Annotated in this window: 19 protein-coding genes, 1 tRNA gene and 2 other annotated features; of the genes, 2 read left to right on the top strand and 18 right to left on the bottom strand. The window is 43.3% G+C overall.

Going from position 1 to position 14,687, the window contains the following annotated elements:
- Positions 1-51: 51 nt before the first annotated feature.
- The 18 genes from rplJ to DEAC_RS03260 form a co-directional block, all read right to left on the bottom strand.
- Positions 52-579, bottom strand: a complete 528-nt coding sequence (rplJ, locus tag DEAC_RS03345; RefSeq protein WP_047808618.1) for a 50S ribosomal protein L10 — start codon at positions 577-579, stop codon at positions 52-54.
- Positions 580-603: 24 nt separating this feature from the next.
- Positions 604-734, bottom strand: a sequence feature (ribosomal protein L10 leader region).
- Positions 735-772: 38 nt separating this feature from the next.
- Positions 773-1,465, bottom strand: coding sequence for a 50S ribosomal protein L1 (rplA, locus tag DEAC_RS03340; protein ID WP_047808617.1), 693 nt, complete (start codon positions 1,463-1,465; stop codon positions 773-775).
- A 49-nt stretch (positions 1,466-1,514) separates the two neighbouring features.
- Positions 1,515-1,943: a 50S ribosomal protein L11 gene (gene rplK / locus DEAC_RS03335; RefSeq protein WP_047808616.1), complete on the bottom strand. Its 429-nt coding sequence runs from the start codon at positions 1,941-1,943 to the stop codon at positions 1,515-1,517.
- A 34-nt stretch (positions 1,944-1,977) separates the two neighbouring features.
- Positions 1,978-2,505: a transcription termination/antitermination protein NusG gene (nusG, locus tag DEAC_RS03330; RefSeq protein WP_047808615.1), complete on the bottom strand. Its 528-nt coding sequence runs from the start codon at positions 2,503-2,505 to the stop codon at positions 1,978-1,980.
- A 42-nt stretch (positions 2,506-2,547) separates the two neighbouring features.
- Positions 2,548-2,769 (bottom strand): preprotein translocase subunit SecE, encoded by a 222-nt coding sequence (secE, locus tag DEAC_RS03325; RefSeq protein ID WP_047808614.1) that lies wholly within the window; start codon positions 2,767-2,769, stop codon positions 2,548-2,550.
- Positions 2,770-2,851: 82 nt separating this feature from the next.
- Positions 2,852-3,001, bottom strand: a complete 150-nt coding sequence (rpmG, locus tag DEAC_RS03320; protein WP_014825554.1) for a 50S ribosomal protein L33 — start codon at positions 2,999-3,001, stop codon at positions 2,852-2,854.
- 169 nt (positions 3,002-3,170) lie between these two features.
- A tRNA-Thr gene (locus DEAC_RS03315) sits at positions 3,171-3,246 on the bottom strand.
- A gap of 96 nt (positions 3,247-3,342) precedes the next feature.
- Entirely contained in the window at positions 3,343-3,993 is a 651-nt protein-coding gene (gene sigH, locus DEAC_RS03310; protein ID WP_047808613.1) for an RNA polymerase sporulation sigma factor SigH, read from the bottom strand.
- A gap of 329 nt (positions 3,994-4,322) precedes the next feature.
- Positions 4,323-5,072 (bottom strand): 23S rRNA (guanosine(2251)-2'-O)-methyltransferase RlmB, encoded by a 750-nt coding sequence (gene rlmB, locus DEAC_RS03305; RefSeq protein WP_200903082.1) that lies wholly within the window; start codon positions 5,070-5,072, stop codon positions 4,323-4,325.
- Entirely contained in the window at positions 5,069-5,749 is a 681-nt protein-coding gene (gene thyX / locus DEAC_RS03300; RefSeq protein ID WP_047808612.1) for an FAD-dependent thymidylate synthase, read from the bottom strand. Before thyX ends, rlmB begins: the two co-directional genes overlap by 4 nt.
- A 24-nt stretch (positions 5,750-5,773) precedes the next feature.
- Complete coding sequence (locus DEAC_RS03295) at positions 5,774-6,181, bottom strand: Mini-ribonuclease 3 (protein WP_047808746.1); 408 nt, start codon at positions 6,179-6,181, stop codon at positions 5,774-5,776.
- Between the two features lie 16 nt (positions 6,182-6,197).
- Positions 6,198-7,628 carry a cysteine--tRNA ligase gene (gene cysS, locus DEAC_RS03290; protein WP_047808611.1) on the bottom strand — a complete coding sequence of 477 codons (1,431 nt, stop codon included), beginning with the start codon at positions 7,626-7,628 and terminating at the stop codon, positions 6,198-6,200.
- Positions 7,525-8,274, bottom strand: coding sequence for a serine O-acetyltransferase (gene cysE, locus DEAC_RS03285; protein WP_047808745.1), 750 nt, complete (start codon positions 8,272-8,274; stop codon positions 7,525-7,527). The genes cysS and cysE overlap by 104 nt, the downstream gene beginning before the upstream one ends.
- 75 nt (positions 8,275-8,349) lie before the next feature.
- Positions 8,350-8,562, bottom strand: a binding site (T-box leader).
- Between the two features lie 96 nt (positions 8,563-8,658).
- Positions 8,659-10,107: a glutamate--tRNA ligase gene (gltX, locus tag DEAC_RS03280; RefSeq protein ID WP_047808610.1), complete on the bottom strand. Its 1,449-nt coding sequence runs from the start codon at positions 10,105-10,107 to the stop codon at positions 8,659-8,661.
- Between the two features lie 67 nt (positions 10,108-10,174).
- Complete coding sequence (gene ispF, locus DEAC_RS03275; RefSeq protein WP_083995856.1) at positions 10,175-10,660, bottom strand: 2-C-methyl-D-erythritol 2,4-cyclodiphosphate synthase; 486 nt, start codon at positions 10,658-10,660, stop codon at positions 10,175-10,177.
- 9 nt (positions 10,661-10,669) lie between these two features.
- A complete protein-coding gene (gene ispD / locus DEAC_RS03270; protein ID WP_047808609.1) occupies positions 10,670-11,362 on the bottom strand; it encodes a 2-C-methyl-D-erythritol 4-phosphate cytidylyltransferase in 693 nt (230 codons plus the stop codon).
- Positions 11,355-12,530, bottom strand: coding sequence for a PIN/TRAM domain-containing protein (locus tag DEAC_RS03265; protein ID WP_047808608.1), 1,176 nt, complete (start codon positions 12,528-12,530; stop codon positions 11,355-11,357). Before DEAC_RS03265 ends, ispD begins: the two co-directional genes overlap by 8 nt.
- A gap of 96 nt (positions 12,531-12,626) precedes the next feature.
- Positions 12,627-13,109, bottom strand: a complete 483-nt coding sequence (locus DEAC_RS03260; protein WP_047808607.1) for a CarD family transcriptional regulator — start codon at positions 13,107-13,109, stop codon at positions 12,627-12,629.
- 179 nt (positions 13,110-13,288) lie between these two features.
- Here DEAC_RS03260 and DEAC_RS03255 point away from each other — a divergent pair, with 179 nt between their 5' ends.
- Entirely contained in the window at positions 13,289-13,681 is a 393-nt protein-coding gene (locus tag DEAC_RS03255; protein ID WP_047808606.1) for a nucleoside triphosphate pyrophosphohydrolase family protein, read from the top strand.
- A 151-nt stretch (positions 13,682-13,832) separates the two neighbouring features.
- Positions 13,833-14,582: an RNA polymerase sporulation sigma factor SigK gene (gene sigK / locus DEAC_RS03250; protein ID WP_047808605.1), complete on the top strand. Its 750-nt coding sequence runs from the start codon at positions 13,833-13,835 to the stop codon at positions 14,580-14,582.
- Positions 14,583-14,687 lie beyond the last annotated feature (105 nt).

Genomic DNA, 14,687 nt, shown 5'->3' with positions numbered 1-14,687 from the left:
GTTTTATTTCCTCCTTAAACTATGAAACATTTTATGTTTCTGTCATTAATATTATTGAGCTTCTTTAAGCTTACGCACTTCTTCGAGAGCGTAACCCATTTTGCGAATAGGCCCTTGAAGAACATTGGCCATACCTGCCAAAGGCGCTTGCATACCGCGCAGAACCATGGCCAGCAGTACTTCCCGCGACGGAAGATCGGCAAGATTTTTAACGCCGTCAGGTCCGATAACTTTGCCCTCTAAAACTCCAGCTTTAATGGCAAAGCTCTTAAGCTTATTTGCTTTGGCAAAGTCCAATAAGATTTTAGCAGGTGCAACAGGATCATTGCTGAAAGCAAGCGCTGTTGGTCCTTCTAAATAGGACTCAAGCCCTTCGACACCTACTTCTTGAGCCGCTCGTCGTACAAGGGTGTTTTTCAACACCTTATACTCCACGCCAGCTTGACGAAGCTGTGCCCGTAATTGGGTCACCTGAGCTACTGTTAGCCCGCGGTAATCAGCTAAAACAACCCCTGAAGATTGTTGAAACTTCTCTTTAATCTCTGAGACAACCTGGCTTTTTTCCTCGATATTAGGCATTCTGTGTACCTCCTTCCTATAGGGCAACTCAGCAAAAAACCTCCGCAGCTGCAGAGGTTAAGAATGCCAAGTATATCTTTCGGCACGTTTTCCAACCTCGGCAGGAAATTAAGCCTAACGGCACCTGCTATCTACAGCGGATATTTAATTCCTGATAAGTGTACCCTCATTGTAGAATACTGTCAAGAGAACTTTAGAGAGCCTTAACCGGATTGATTCTTACGCCAGGGCCCATAGTCGAACTAACCGTTATGCTGCGGATATATTGACCTTTAGCAGCAGCAGGTTTTGCTTTAGCGATGGTTTCCCCTAACGTACGATAGTTCTCTAACAGCTGCTCTGCACTGAAAGATGCCTTGCCAATGGGAGCATGGATAATTCCAGCCTTTTCGGCACGATATTCAATCTTACCAGCTTTGATTTCCTTGATGGCACGAGTTACATCCGGGGTAACGGTTCCTGTCTTAGGGTTCGGCATTAAGCCTTTAGGTCCAAGTACACGGCCTAATCTACCGACCATTCCCATCATATCCGGAGTAGCTACTACGACATCAAATCCGAACCATCCTTGATCAATCTTCGCGATCATGTCTTCAGCGCCCACAAAATCTGCGCCAGCAGCTTCTGCCTCTTTCGCTTTGTCTCCCTTGGCGAAAACCAAAACAGAACGAGTTTTTCCTGTTCCATTAGGGAGCACAAGAGCACCGCGAATTTGTTGGTCTGCATGACGAGTGTCAATTCCTAATTTAAAAGCAACTTCGATCGTCTCATCGAATTTTGCTTTGGCATTAGCCTTCACGAGCGTTAATGCTTCAAGGGGTTCGAAATATCCTGTGCGATCAAAGGTCTTTACGGCCTCTTGATATCTTTTTCCAACCTTAGCCATTCTTTTACCTCCTTGTGGTTATGCGGGCTAAACCCTCCCACAATTCATCTTAACCTTCAACAACATCAATGCCCATGCTTCGAGCTGTACCTTCAACCATCCGCATTGCTGCCTCTATACTTGCTGCATTCAGATCTTTCATCTTAATATCCGCAATTTCGCGAACTTTGGATTTCGGGATCGTGGCAACCTTCTTGCGATTGGGTTCAGATGAACCGGAATTAATATTGGTCATCTTTTTAAGCAGGACAGAAGCAGGCGGAGTCTTGGTAATAAAGGTAAAGGAGCGATCTTCATAGACCGTAATTTCCACCGGAATAATAAGCCCAGCTTGATCCTTTGTGCGCTCATTGTACTCTTTACAGAAGGCCATAATATTGACCCCATGTTGACCAAGAGCCGGACCAACCGGAGGTGCCGGTGTAGCTTTACCTGCAGTGATTGCTAATTTGACCAAACCAATTACTTTCTTTGCCATAGTTTAACACCTCCTTGATAGAATAATCCCTATTTTAGTCGAGTTTTTGAACCTGTCCGAAATCTAATTCCACAGGTGTTTCTCTTCCAAACATTGATACTTCCACACGCAATTTGCCCTTATCGGGGAGTATTTCTCGGACTACTCCTACAAAGTCTTTAAACGGCCCAGCTATAACCTGGACAGTTTGATTAACCTCGAAATCAATTTTAGCACGCAGATCATCCATCCCCATTTGCTGGAGAATCTGAACAACCTCTTGTTCAAGGAGCGGAATCGGTTTAGTTCCCGTACCCACAAAACCTGTTACCCCCGGCGTGTTGCGAACAACATACCAAGAGTCATCGGTCATTTCCATTTCAACAAGAACATATCCCGGATAAACCTTACGCTTCGTTACTTTTTCCTTCCCATTTTTGAACTCAACCTCGTCTTCCATGGGAACAAGAACGCGAAAGATCTTCTCCTCCATATTCATGGATTCTACGCGTTTTTCGAGATTCATTTTAACTTTATTTTCATAACCCGAGTACGTATGAATTACGAACCAGTCTTTAGCCATTTCTCAGGGACCTCCTCAGACACTGCCGCAGAAACTCGCAGTTTAGGGCACTAGCTTGGTTAAGGCAATACTTAAACCGCCGTCCACAGCCCACATGAGAACAGAAACAATCCCCACCGCAACAAATACTACACCCGTATAGGCAAGCAATTGCTTACGGCTTGGCCAGTGAACTTTTTTTAATTCACTCAGAACTCCGCGAAAGTAGTCTTTCGTCTTATCCGCTTGCTTCTGAGTATTAGCAGGTTTTTTTAACGCGCCCATCGCTTCACATCCTTAAACGACATCGGTGTCCTCGACATTGTGACAACGCTTCCTGGCGTACAGTTTAAAACGTCACAAAAAATTATTTGGTTTCTTTATGGAGAGTATGGCTTTTGCAGAACTTACAATACTTTTGGACTTCTAAACGATCAGGATTATTCTTCTTATTCTTCATCGTAGCATAGTTACGGTGCTTGCAATCCGTACACGCTAAAATAATGCCCACACGCACTCACGAACACCTCCCAGACAACAGTAGGACGCTGCATTTATTCCATTACTCAAGTACTGTATCACAAGATAATTACCCTGTCAAGAAAATACGGGATGAAGCAACATGTTCAGCATCCTTAGTGGATAAAACAAAAGACAGCAATGCTGCCTTTTAACTTCAAAATAAATGGAGCCAACGATGGGACTCGAACCCGCAACCTGCTGATTACAAATCAGCTGCTCTACCAATTGAGCTACGTTGGCATTTTGTTAGTACGTCTCTTGTTGAGAGGCACTCATATACTCTAGCACTTTTTATAAAAAAATGCAAGCATTTTCTTTCCAGGAATTTATGTAAAATCACCCATCCCGACGTTCAAGATAACGTTCAAGTTTCCTCTTCACTCTTTGCAACGCGTTATCGATTGATTTCACATGTCTTTTCAAGTCAACAGCAATTTCCTGGTAGGACTTCCCTTCCAAGTAAGACATCAGTACCTTCCATTCTAAGGAACTGAGAATCTCACCCATCTTTTCCTCAATGTCATCGAATTCCTCTCGGCTGATGATCAGTTCCTCCGGATCCGTAATACGAGTTCCAGAGATAACATCAAGCAACGTCCGATCAGAATCTTCGTCATATATCGGCTTATTGAGTGAGACATACGAGTTAAGGGGAATGTGTTTCTGCCTTGTAGCTGTTTTAATAGCAGTAATAATCTGGCGGGTTATACATAACTCCGCAAATGCCCTGAACGATGAGAGCTTATCGCCGCGAAAGTCTCTTATGGCCTTATAGAGTCCAATCATTCCTTCTTGAATAATATCTTCGCGATCCGCACCTATGAGAAAATAGGAACGAGCCTTTGCCCGAACGAAGTTCTTATATTTGTTGATTAGATACTCTAGTGCTGTAGCGTCGCCTTCCTTGGCAAGCTCAACCATCTCTTCATCTACGATAATGTCGATGATTTCGCACTCTGGTAGTTCTGGTTGGGCTTGAAAAGTCAAGTTGATCCCCCCTACAATGTCGTCATGAAGAAGACGCAATCTCGCCTAGCCCTTGTCCACGGGAACATTCTCATTATACCCGACCCCTAAGAAAAGCGTCAAGGCGAAGTTTTGGTTGTTCTGTCGCATAGGCGTCATTTGAGACCTGATATTCAAAGTCCGAAGTTCAATATTGGGTGAAAGCGACTCTTTTAGAAGTATCATAACCAGTGACGTCCAATCTTTCAAGTCTAATTTTTATCCAATCGTATATCTTCGGTGAAGAACGGGTCCTCCACCGAAGCGTTTAAGCCGTCCAATTTCCCATTTCACATTCCTGCAGCTCTAATTTATGGCCTTACAGTTCTTTGTCTCAAGACCTCATAGAGCATCACGGATCCTGCGACACTGGCGTTAAGCGAAGTTACTCTGCCTTTCATAGGCAAACTGACAATCTCGTCGCAATTCTCCCTTAAGAGACGGCTGATCCCCTTGCCTTCACTGCCAATGACGATAACTCGCGGGCCTGTGAGATCTGCTGTAAATACATGACCTCCTCCGGCTTCCGCTCCGGACACCCAGCAGCCCCTCTTCTTTAAATCCTTAATGGTTTGGACTAAATTACTTACACGAGCAACCAGAACATACTCAACTGCTCCGGCTGATGTTTTAGCAACAGTTCCAGTCAAAGATACACTTCGGCGTTTCGGAATAATAACTCCATGGGCCCCCACAGCATCAACGGTTCTCAGCAAGGCCCCCAGATTATGCGGATCTTCAATTTCGTCCAGCATCAAGATAAAGGGATCTTCCTGCCGTTCTTCAGCCAGTGCCAAAATGTCCTCAACTTCGGCGTATTCTCTGGCAGCAACATAAGCCAAGATACCTTGATGACTTTCCTTCTGCACTAAGCGGTCTAGAACCTGTCGTTTTACAAACTGATAGGGAATGTTCCGTTCCTGCAGGAGAGTGAGGATTTCATGATTCCTCTCGCTCGTATTCTCCGAAACCATAAGTACTTTATTGACAGGTTTACCGCTCCTCAGCAGTTCAATAACCGGATTTTTGCCATAAACAATCTCATCGTTCAACTTGTTCACGTCTTCTTTCCTTCTAGGGTTTTTAATCTTCCGCAGCTATAAGCGCCCTGATGGCATACTCCCTGAGTCACACAGGTCGGTCCCGCCTCGCTGAAAAGATTTGGAGCTGCGCCCCGTACCAGCTCCAGCATCTTCTCTGCCAAAGTGCGAATTTCCCATTGTGCCCTCATGCAGGTTCGATGTTCAAAGAAATTTAATAACGAGCGAGCATTAAAGGTCGCCATTAAAGAGGTGGTACAGGCGTTGGGCAGAACAAAACGAGCATCTTCTGCAGGCACCATAGCCTGAAGGGCTCGATATTCTTCTTGAAGGTTTGTCATAACCTTTGCAAAACGCTCCATAGCCTCAGGGCTGCGCTGAATGCTGGGGGGAACGACATATTCAAAACCATTCTCTTTGACATAACGCTGAGAGCGCTGAGAATAACTGGCGATTCTATGACGCACTAATTGATGGGATAAGACCCGCGAGACACCGTCGATTGAAAACTGAAAGCTCACATGTTCAAAGGGCGATAAATGTCCCATATCACGCAGTTTTCGCACAAAGCGCGCCACCGTCTCATCTTCTAATCGATCCAAAAGTTCAGGCACAGGATCTGCCGAATAACACAAACGAGCAGCAGCAGCCACCACTTTTTCCGGATCTGGCGTGTATTGAATTAGATCCACTCTCATCTCGACAGCCTTCTTTCCACTTTATCATTCTTCTTCAAAATCGATTTCGCCCGGTCCCTTGCTGATAACCCCATCGACTTGATTAAAGGCCCATTGCATACGTTGAGTTTGTCCGCTTAATTGCCAATATCCAACTAAACTTTCAAAGGCTGTAGCATAACGATAGGTTACAACGTCAACATTTTTCGGGTACCCGCCTTTAGCATTTCGCCCACGCAAAACAACCTTCCGCTCAACATCATCAAGTTCCGGAAAAAGGGCTTGTAAAACCTTCGCTTGAGCCCCCGCCCGAACATAACTAATTGCTTGTTTGTGAAGTTCCTTAACTTTTTCATTCCCTAACTCCAGCAAATGGGTTCGAACCCATAATTCATAGACAGCGTCTCCCAAATACGCCAGGGTTAAAGGATTCATTTCTTGCCAACTGCGCATACGGTCACCTTTCAACCTATTTAATCTTCCACCTTGCACCTTGTGGAGTATCTTCAATTACAATTCCCTGAGCCTTAAAGGCATCTCGGATAAAATCCGACATTTCCCAGTCTTTCTTCTGTCGAGCTTTAGAGCGAATCTGAAGAACGAGATCCATTACTTTAGAAAGCATCTCTTCATTTTCTACCTGAACTTGAGCCGGATGCAGAAAATCGAATCCCAATACTTCTCCCAGTTCAATGAGAGTTTTTTGAGCTTTAGCAAGGCCTTCCGAAAAAACAGGATGTTCTTGTACAGATCCATTCATCGTCTTGGCTAATTCAAAAAGCGCCGCATAAGCCAAAGCTGAATTGAAATCATCATCCATCGCCTTTTCAAAGGCTTTACGTGCTTCTTCTGCGGCCTTCAGCAGTCCTTGCTCAACCTGTTCATTTTTAACGGATTCCGTCCTTTCCAAGGCCTGTTGGGCTAAACGAACGCTTGTCTGTAATCGTTCAAGCCCTTTTTGGGCCATTCCCAGATTCTCGTCGTTAAAATCCAGAGGACTGCGATAATGAGTTCCAAGCAAATAAAAGCGAATCACTTCTCCGGAATTATTGTCCAACAGTTCCCGAGTCGTAAAGAAATTCCCTAGGGACTTAGACATCTTTTCCTGATTAATCGTCAGGAAAGCATTATGCATCCAATAATGTGCAAAGGTTTGACCATCTAAATACCCTTCCGTTTGAGCGATTTCATTTTCATGGTGCGGGAAAACCAAATCTCCGCCCCCGCCATGAATGTCAAAGCCCGCTCCCAAGTATTTCAGAGACATAGCCGTACATTCAATATGCCACCCGGGGCGTCCCATACCCCAGGGACTTTTCCACGCTGGTTCTCCCGGTTTAGCCTTTTTCCAAAGTGCAAAATCCATAGGATGCTGTTTGCGCTCATCCACTTCAACCCTTGCACCGGCCTTCATATCTTCTAATGTTCTGCCCGAGAGCTTTCCATAACCGGGAAATCGATCTACGGCAAAATACACATCCCCATCGACGTCATAGGCAAGCCCTTTATTAATCAAACCCTGGATAATTTCGAGCATTTCCTGTATATGTTCCGTGGCTTTGGGATGAACCGTAGCCGGAAGAATATTAAGAGCTTTAGCGTCTTTAAAATACTCATCGATATACTTTTGCGCTAAAGCCAGAGGGTCCATTCCTTCCACATTACCCCTCTGAATAATTTTGTCATCAACATCCGTAAAATTTTGTACGTAGCGGACCTCATAGCCTTTATACATAAAGTAACGTCTTATCATGTCAAAAACGACAAGCATCCGTGCGTTTCCCGCATGAAAGTAATTATACGTCGTCGGACCGCAGACATACATCGCAACTTTCCCGCTCTCTCGAGGCTTGAACTCCTCTTTCTGCCGGGTCATGGTGTTGAATAATTTCAAAGACATTGTATCGACTCTCCTCTTCTTTTAAACGTTTTTCCAAAAATTCTACTCGCTGCATTAAACATCGCAGCATTTCATTGACTGGATCCGGAAGATCGTCATGTCTCAAATCAGGTTTTTTAATGGGCACCCCATGATGAAGGACAATCTTGCCTGGTATACCTACGACAGTTGTATCACTGGGAACAGATTTATTTACAACGGAGCCCGCTCCTATTTTAACATTATCTCCAACTTTGAACGAACCTAAAATCTTAGCCCCCGCCCCGATTACAACATTATTGCCAATGGTCGGGTGCCGTTTGCCTTTTTCCTTTCCGGTTCCTCCAAGAGTAACCCCCTGATACAAAGTAACATTATCACCTACCTCCGCGGTTTCGCCAATCACTACGCCGCTGCCATGATCAATAAAAAAACCCTGCCCAATTGTAGCGCCCGGATGAATCTCAATTCCCGTGAGAAACCTTGAAAATTGAGAGATCATCCTCGGTAAAATTACAAAATTGCGTTTATATAACCAATGAGCTAGGCGATGAAAAAGCACCGCATGAAAACCCGGGTAACAAAAGATAACCTCTAGTATACTTTTAGCAGCAGGATCCCGTTCAAAAATAACGCGAATATCGCGCCGAAGTTGCCCAAATATCATCGCTGGCAGACACCCCTTTCCTTTTTCATCGTATTCTCTCAGCCAAAAATTGGGCACAAAAAAGCGGAATCTCCGTCCAGAGACGAAAGGTTCCGCGGTTCCACTCTGATTGAACGACCCAAGTCATTCCAGCTTAAAACTTTAACGCAGTTAACACGGAAAGACATACTCTAATTCTGCCTTTCAGCTCAGAGATGCACTTCCAAAAATTCCTGCCGATGGCTTACACCAATCCCATCTTCGCTAAGGGCAATTCCTTTTTGTACTCTTTCTCATCATAGCCTTAATTATTAATTAATGACCAATTATAGGACAGATTCCCGCCGCTGTCAATAAAGTGTCATGCCATTTTTAGACATTGTTCCATATAGCTCTAGGTTAATGTTATGCTGATAATTTACTGATCCCAATGTCTAGTCTGCGCAGAGTTTCTGTTTTACCCAATATTTCAGCCAATTCTACACCGCCGCCCGGGCTTGACTCCTTACCAGAAAGAGCAGTTCTAAGAGGCCAGAGAACTTGTCCGTTTTTGACCCCAAGTTGGGAAATGACATCAGCCAGTGATTCCTCCAGTTCAGACAGGTCCCAGTTCTCCAGAGCAGTTAAGGCCTCACGGGCTGCCTTTAAATTACTTAAGGAATTGACGACGTCTGTTTTCATTTTCTTATGGACGAATAGGTTAATATCATAATCCGGGAGGCTCTTGAAGAAATCAATCTTCTCAGGGATTTCCTTGAGAATCTCTATTCTCTTTTGTAATAAAGCACTGACCTTTTGGACATCAATACCTGCGCCAAGCGCATCTTGATAATAAGGCAGGGCTAAAGCATTAAATTCTTCCAGACTTAGTCTTCGCAGATATTCGCCGTTCATCCACTTTAATTTATTGACATCAAAGATTGCCGGAGACTTGCTTAAGCCTTCGACATTAAATAGTTTCTCAAGCTCTTGGAGCGTGAAGAATTCTTCATTAGTCCCCGGATTCCATCCCAGCAAGACAATATAATTCACAATAGCTTCCGGCAGGTACCCTTGAGAAATAAAATCTTCAAAGGAGGCATCACCTTCGCGTTTGCTTAATTTCTTCTCAGCCGTTTTCATGATTGGCGGTAAATGAATATACTCTGGAATGTCCCAGTCAAAGGACTTATAAAGCAAATTATATTTCGGTGTGGAGGAGAGGTATTCCGATCCCCGTACAACATGGGTGATTTCCATCAAATGATCATCGACTACATTGGCAAAATTATAAGTAGGCAATCCATCAGACTTTAAGAGTACTCCCTCATCGAGTTCAGAATTGGCAACAGAAACCGTTCCATAGACAAGATCATGAAACTCTGTTGTACCTTCCTCAGGTATCCATTGCCGCACAACATACGATTCATTATTGCTTAGCTTTTCCGAGATTTCTGCTGATTTTAAATGTTTACATTGACAATGATGCTTGGTCGGTGCAGCTGCAGATTGACTGCTGTTTTCTAAGCCTTCGCCTCGCTCTTTCGAACAAAAGCAGTAATAAGCACCCTTTAATTCAACAAGCTTATCGGCATATTCCTTATAGATTGATCTCCTTTGACTTTGGACATAAGGTCCATAAGGTCCTCCGATGTCAGGGCCTTCATCGTACTTTAAACCAACAATATTCAGTGTTTTTAAAATCACTTCAACAGCGCCCTCGACAAAACGGGCTTGATCCGTGTCTTCTACTCTTAATAAAAATTTTCCGTCCTGAGATTTCGCAATTAAATATTCATAAATTGCAGTTCTTAAGTTGCCGATATGCATATAGCCTGTCGGGCTTGGAGCAAATCTTGTCCTAACTTCTTTCATACAAACCACCTTAAAAAAATTCTCTGAGGATTTCCCTCTCTTAGGACAAAAGAATTTTAAAACATTTTTATCTCTTATCCTTTACGACATTAACAATAGCTTGGGCTCCAATGCCTTCACTTCGTCCTTCGAAGCCCAGTCGTTCCGTAGTTGTTGCTTTCACTGATACACTTTCAATGTCAACATCTAAAGCCCGAGCGAGATTTGAGCGCATCTGGGGTATGAAAGGAGCAAGCTTCGGACGCTCTGCCACAATAAGACTGTCAACATTTCCAACGCGGTAACCTTGACCTTTAATCAGTTCGGCAACACGTTCCAATAAAAGAAGACTGGAAATTCCTGCATACTGGGGATCATGATCAGGAAAATGAGAGCCTATATCTCCAAGCGCCAATGCCCCTAACAACGCATCCATAAGAGCATGAATTAAAACATCCGCATCCGAATGTCCAAGCAAACCTCTTTCATAGGGAATTTCCACTCCCCCTAAGATCAAAGGCCTCCCCTCAGTCAAGGCATGAACATCATAACCTATTCCAACTCTAATTTTCAACACCCCAATCTATGTTTCGCGCATTGTTAAAATTCGTTCCGCTAACCAAAGGTCCTCAGGCGTAGTAACCTTGATATTCTCCTGAGAGCCCTCAATTACCTGTACTGGATACCCCATCCATTCTAACAAAGATGCGTCATCTGTGCCATAGTACCCGTTTGAAGCAGCACGGAGGTGTACAGTTTCTAACGTCTGACGATCAAAGATCTGAGGTGTTTGTACTGCCCGTAAACGTTCTCTGGGCAGGGTATCTGTCACACTTCCGGAACTATTGGTCTGTTTAATAGTATCCTTGACCGGAATCCCCATGATCGCTGCCGAAAACCCCTCGGCAGCTTGCAAAAAGTGATGAAAATCCTTCAACGTCAAAAGGGGCCTAGCCCCATCATGAACCACTACTCGTTGAATAGTAGGACTGAGCGCTAGTACCCCTAAGCGAACGGAATCTTGACGTTGGACTCCGCCTTGACAAATTCTTGCTACTTTATCTAAATTATACCGACTAACAAGATCTTCGATCAAGGCAAGATCATTTTCTGCCCCAACAATCACTATTTCCGAGACGCAGTCGGACATTTGGAATACTCTTACCGTATGGACTAAAATTGGTTGTCCCTTTAAGCTAAGAAATTGTTTATTGCCTTCGGCCCCCATCCGTTTACCTTGGCCCGCTGCAGGAATAACGATGCCTATTTCAGCCAATCGCATTCACCTCATCCGTTGGACGAAGACCCATCGACTTTTTTTCCAGAGAACTTTTAGGTTTTGCGAAAATCATACGACCGGCAGCTGTTTGCAAAACACTGGTTACTAATACGGTAATATTTTGCCCCATATAACGGCGGCCAGTATCGACTACAATCATCGTTCCGTCATCCAGATAGGCCACACCCTGACCCGGTTCCTTTCCTTCTTTCATGACTTGAACCAGCATTTCTTCTCCCGGGAGAACAATTGGTTTCAGGGAATTGGCTAATTCATTAATATTCAAAACCTTGACGCCTTGGAGTTCAGCGACTTTATTCAAATTATAATCATTGGTTAAAAGAGGAGAATCTAAAACTTGACCTAAACGAACCAGTTTACTGTCTACCTCGTTAACATCTTCGAAATCCTGTTCGTGTATATGAACCCTAATGGCTGTTTCCTTCGAGATCTGATTAAGAATATCCAGCCCTCGGCGACCTCGATTTCGTTTCAACAGATCAGAAGAATCTGCGATATGACGAAGTTCTTCTAATACAAAGCTTGGAATAAGTAACGTTCCCTCAATAAACCCTGTTTTAACAATATCTGCGATTCTGCCGTCAATAATTACACTTGTATCAAGAATTTTATAGTGAGGAGCCTCAACAACGATACTCTCCCCAGCCTCTAAAATCTCATCATCCTTTACTTCCTTCTGTTTTTCTCCGCGATCTCTAAACCTAGGAATGAAATTAAGGAATCCCAAAACATCCTCTTTACGTTTCATACCTATCGTTACGCCAAGATAACCTAAGAAAAGGCTTAAAAGTACCGCAAGGAGTGGTCCAAAAAAGGTGATACTAATAAATGAATTACTAAATAAACTTGAAATAATAAGTCCAATAATTCCGCCAATAGCCCCACCCATCAGATCATGAGTCGGAACTCTGGTTAAGCGGGAATCCAGCCACCGCATCAGTTTAAGAACAGAACGAATAGTCACAGGTGCCACTAGAAAACCCAGGCAAGCAAAGAGGAAAATCATAGCAGCATAGGTCCAAACCGGGGAAAAGTTCCATTTGACCGATTGTAAAAGGTCAAGACGCAGTAATAAGTAATCTACATAAAATCCTAATGCGCCAAATAATAGGGTGATGATCCCGCGAATTAAATTGCGAATCATCATTTCACCTCCTTTTCTTTTATCATAGTTTGACTAAAAGTCTTTCCAATTATACAGTTAATTCCATTTATTTTCAAGCAAAGAGAATATAACCCTTTAAGCCAGGGCTTTAGAAACCCATTGCCTAACCGCGGCCTCTTCAGATCCTTCCGTCAGAACAAGCTCACTAATCAAGATCTGGCAAGCGTTTTCATACATCTTTTTTTCCCCGGTTGAAAGTCCCTTTTCGCTTTCTCTTTGAGCAAGGCTGCGCACTACATTAGCTACTTCAAAAAGTATATTATGACCGCTCTTAATCTTTTCCAGATTGGCACGATAGCGTCGATTCCAGGCTAGGGTCGTTGCCGTGTCTTTTGTCTTTAACACCTCTAAGACGTCTTTAACCATGGACGGAGATATAACTTGCCGCAAACCCAAGTTTTCAACATTCTTTAAAGGTATAAATAACTTCATATTACCCACAGGCAAATGCATGACATAATATTGGCTTATTTCACCGAGAACTTCCCGTTCCTCAATGGATTCAATGATCCCGGCACCATGCATTGGATAAACAACTTTATCACCAACATTAAACATTCAGCCACCCCCTTCTTAACATTATAACAAGTTACAATGTCCCGGTCAAAATTTTAAAATTATATCACACAAGTCTTAAGCCTGTCAATTTTCCCTTTTGATCTCTTGGACTCCCGAAAATTGACAACGACCTAACCATCTCGTTATAATAGAAAAGGCAGAAAGGAGTGAGGATACTCGTGGAACAACTCACTGACCAATTCCAAAATATCGTGAAATCTCTGTTAATCCGACACCAAAGTATTTTGGACATCCTGTCCAAAGGCCAGGAAACCTCAGCACGTGTTAACAGAGCCGTTGTCAAATCGGTAACCAATTGCGGTTGTCATTCAGTGAATGCGCACAAGAAGTCAATCCCCCCCGATGCAAGCCTTGCCGATCTAAAAGACCTCTTAGACAGCCAACTCGAAGGGAAACTCTGCGATAACTGCAGAGACATTATAGAGGCAGAATTGGGTAAACAGCTCTTTTACATAGCTGCCTTAGCTAATGTCTTGGACATTTCCCTGTCTGATGTCCTCAACCTGGAATGCAATAAATTACAGACACTTACTATTTTCAATTTAACTTAAAACAGCGTTCATTGAGCTCCTGCTTAGCAGGAGCTTTTATAGTTTGCTCCTAAGCACTAAGTGAATAAATAATTATTACTGCCAGATTCTTTTAAATCACAAATTTTGCTCCTTTCACATAGGATAACTTGATGTGAAAGGAGTGAAACGGATGTTTCTACAGGCTCTTCTAGTCGGTTTTGCCCTCTCTGTCCTAAAAGGCGCCAGTCTGCTCGTTTCCTATGTCAACAATAACGCATTCCCACATCCTCTTAACAAAGACGAAGAATTGCACTACCTACAAGTATTAGAGACAAGTCGCGCAAACCCTTCTCCTGAAGACACAGCTCTCAGCAGGAGCATTGAAACTGCTCGCAATAAATTAATCGAGCACAATTTACGTTTAGTCGCTCATGTTGTCAAAAAATATGAAGGTCCTGAAGAAAGAACCGAGGATTTGTTTTCCATCGGTATTGTTGGCTTAGTTAAAGCTATTAATACTTTTAATTTAAAAAAAGGAGCTAAGTTAAGCACCTACGCAGCCCGCTGCATTAATAACGAAATCCTAATGCACTTTCGCATCTTAAAAAAACGCCGCGGTGAAATGTCCATCTATACACCCATTGGTCAAGATAATAGTGATGGCGAATTGAGTATTTTAGAAAGTCTTTCAGCTGATACCACCCCCATTCCCGAACAAATTGCTGACGAAGAAGATCAGCGTCTATTACTGGAAAACGTCAAAAAACTCCCGCCTCTTGACCGTCAAGTTCTTCATTTAAGATTTGGATTATTGGAAGAAAACGAACATTCACAACAAGAAATAGCCGATATTCTCGGGATATCCCGTTCTTACGTCTCACGAATTGAAAAAAGAGCCATCCAGACCTTAACTCTGGAAATGAAAGACAGCCTCCCCTAGTCTAGCAAATTGCTAACGATTATTAATTATGTAAGCAGCGGTAAAACTTGAAAAAGGTTTTACCGCTGCTTACATAATTGGATCAATCTAGAACCATACTTAGCT

It is taken from the genome of Desulfosporosinus acididurans (assembly GCF_001029285.1).
GTDB lineage: Bacteria > Bacillota > Desulfitobacteriia > Desulfitobacteriales > Desulfitobacteriaceae > Desulfosporosinus > Desulfosporosinus acididurans.
The sequence above is the reverse complement of the archived record's forward strand: the minus strand, read 5'-3'. Positions and strand labels throughout refer to the sequence as shown.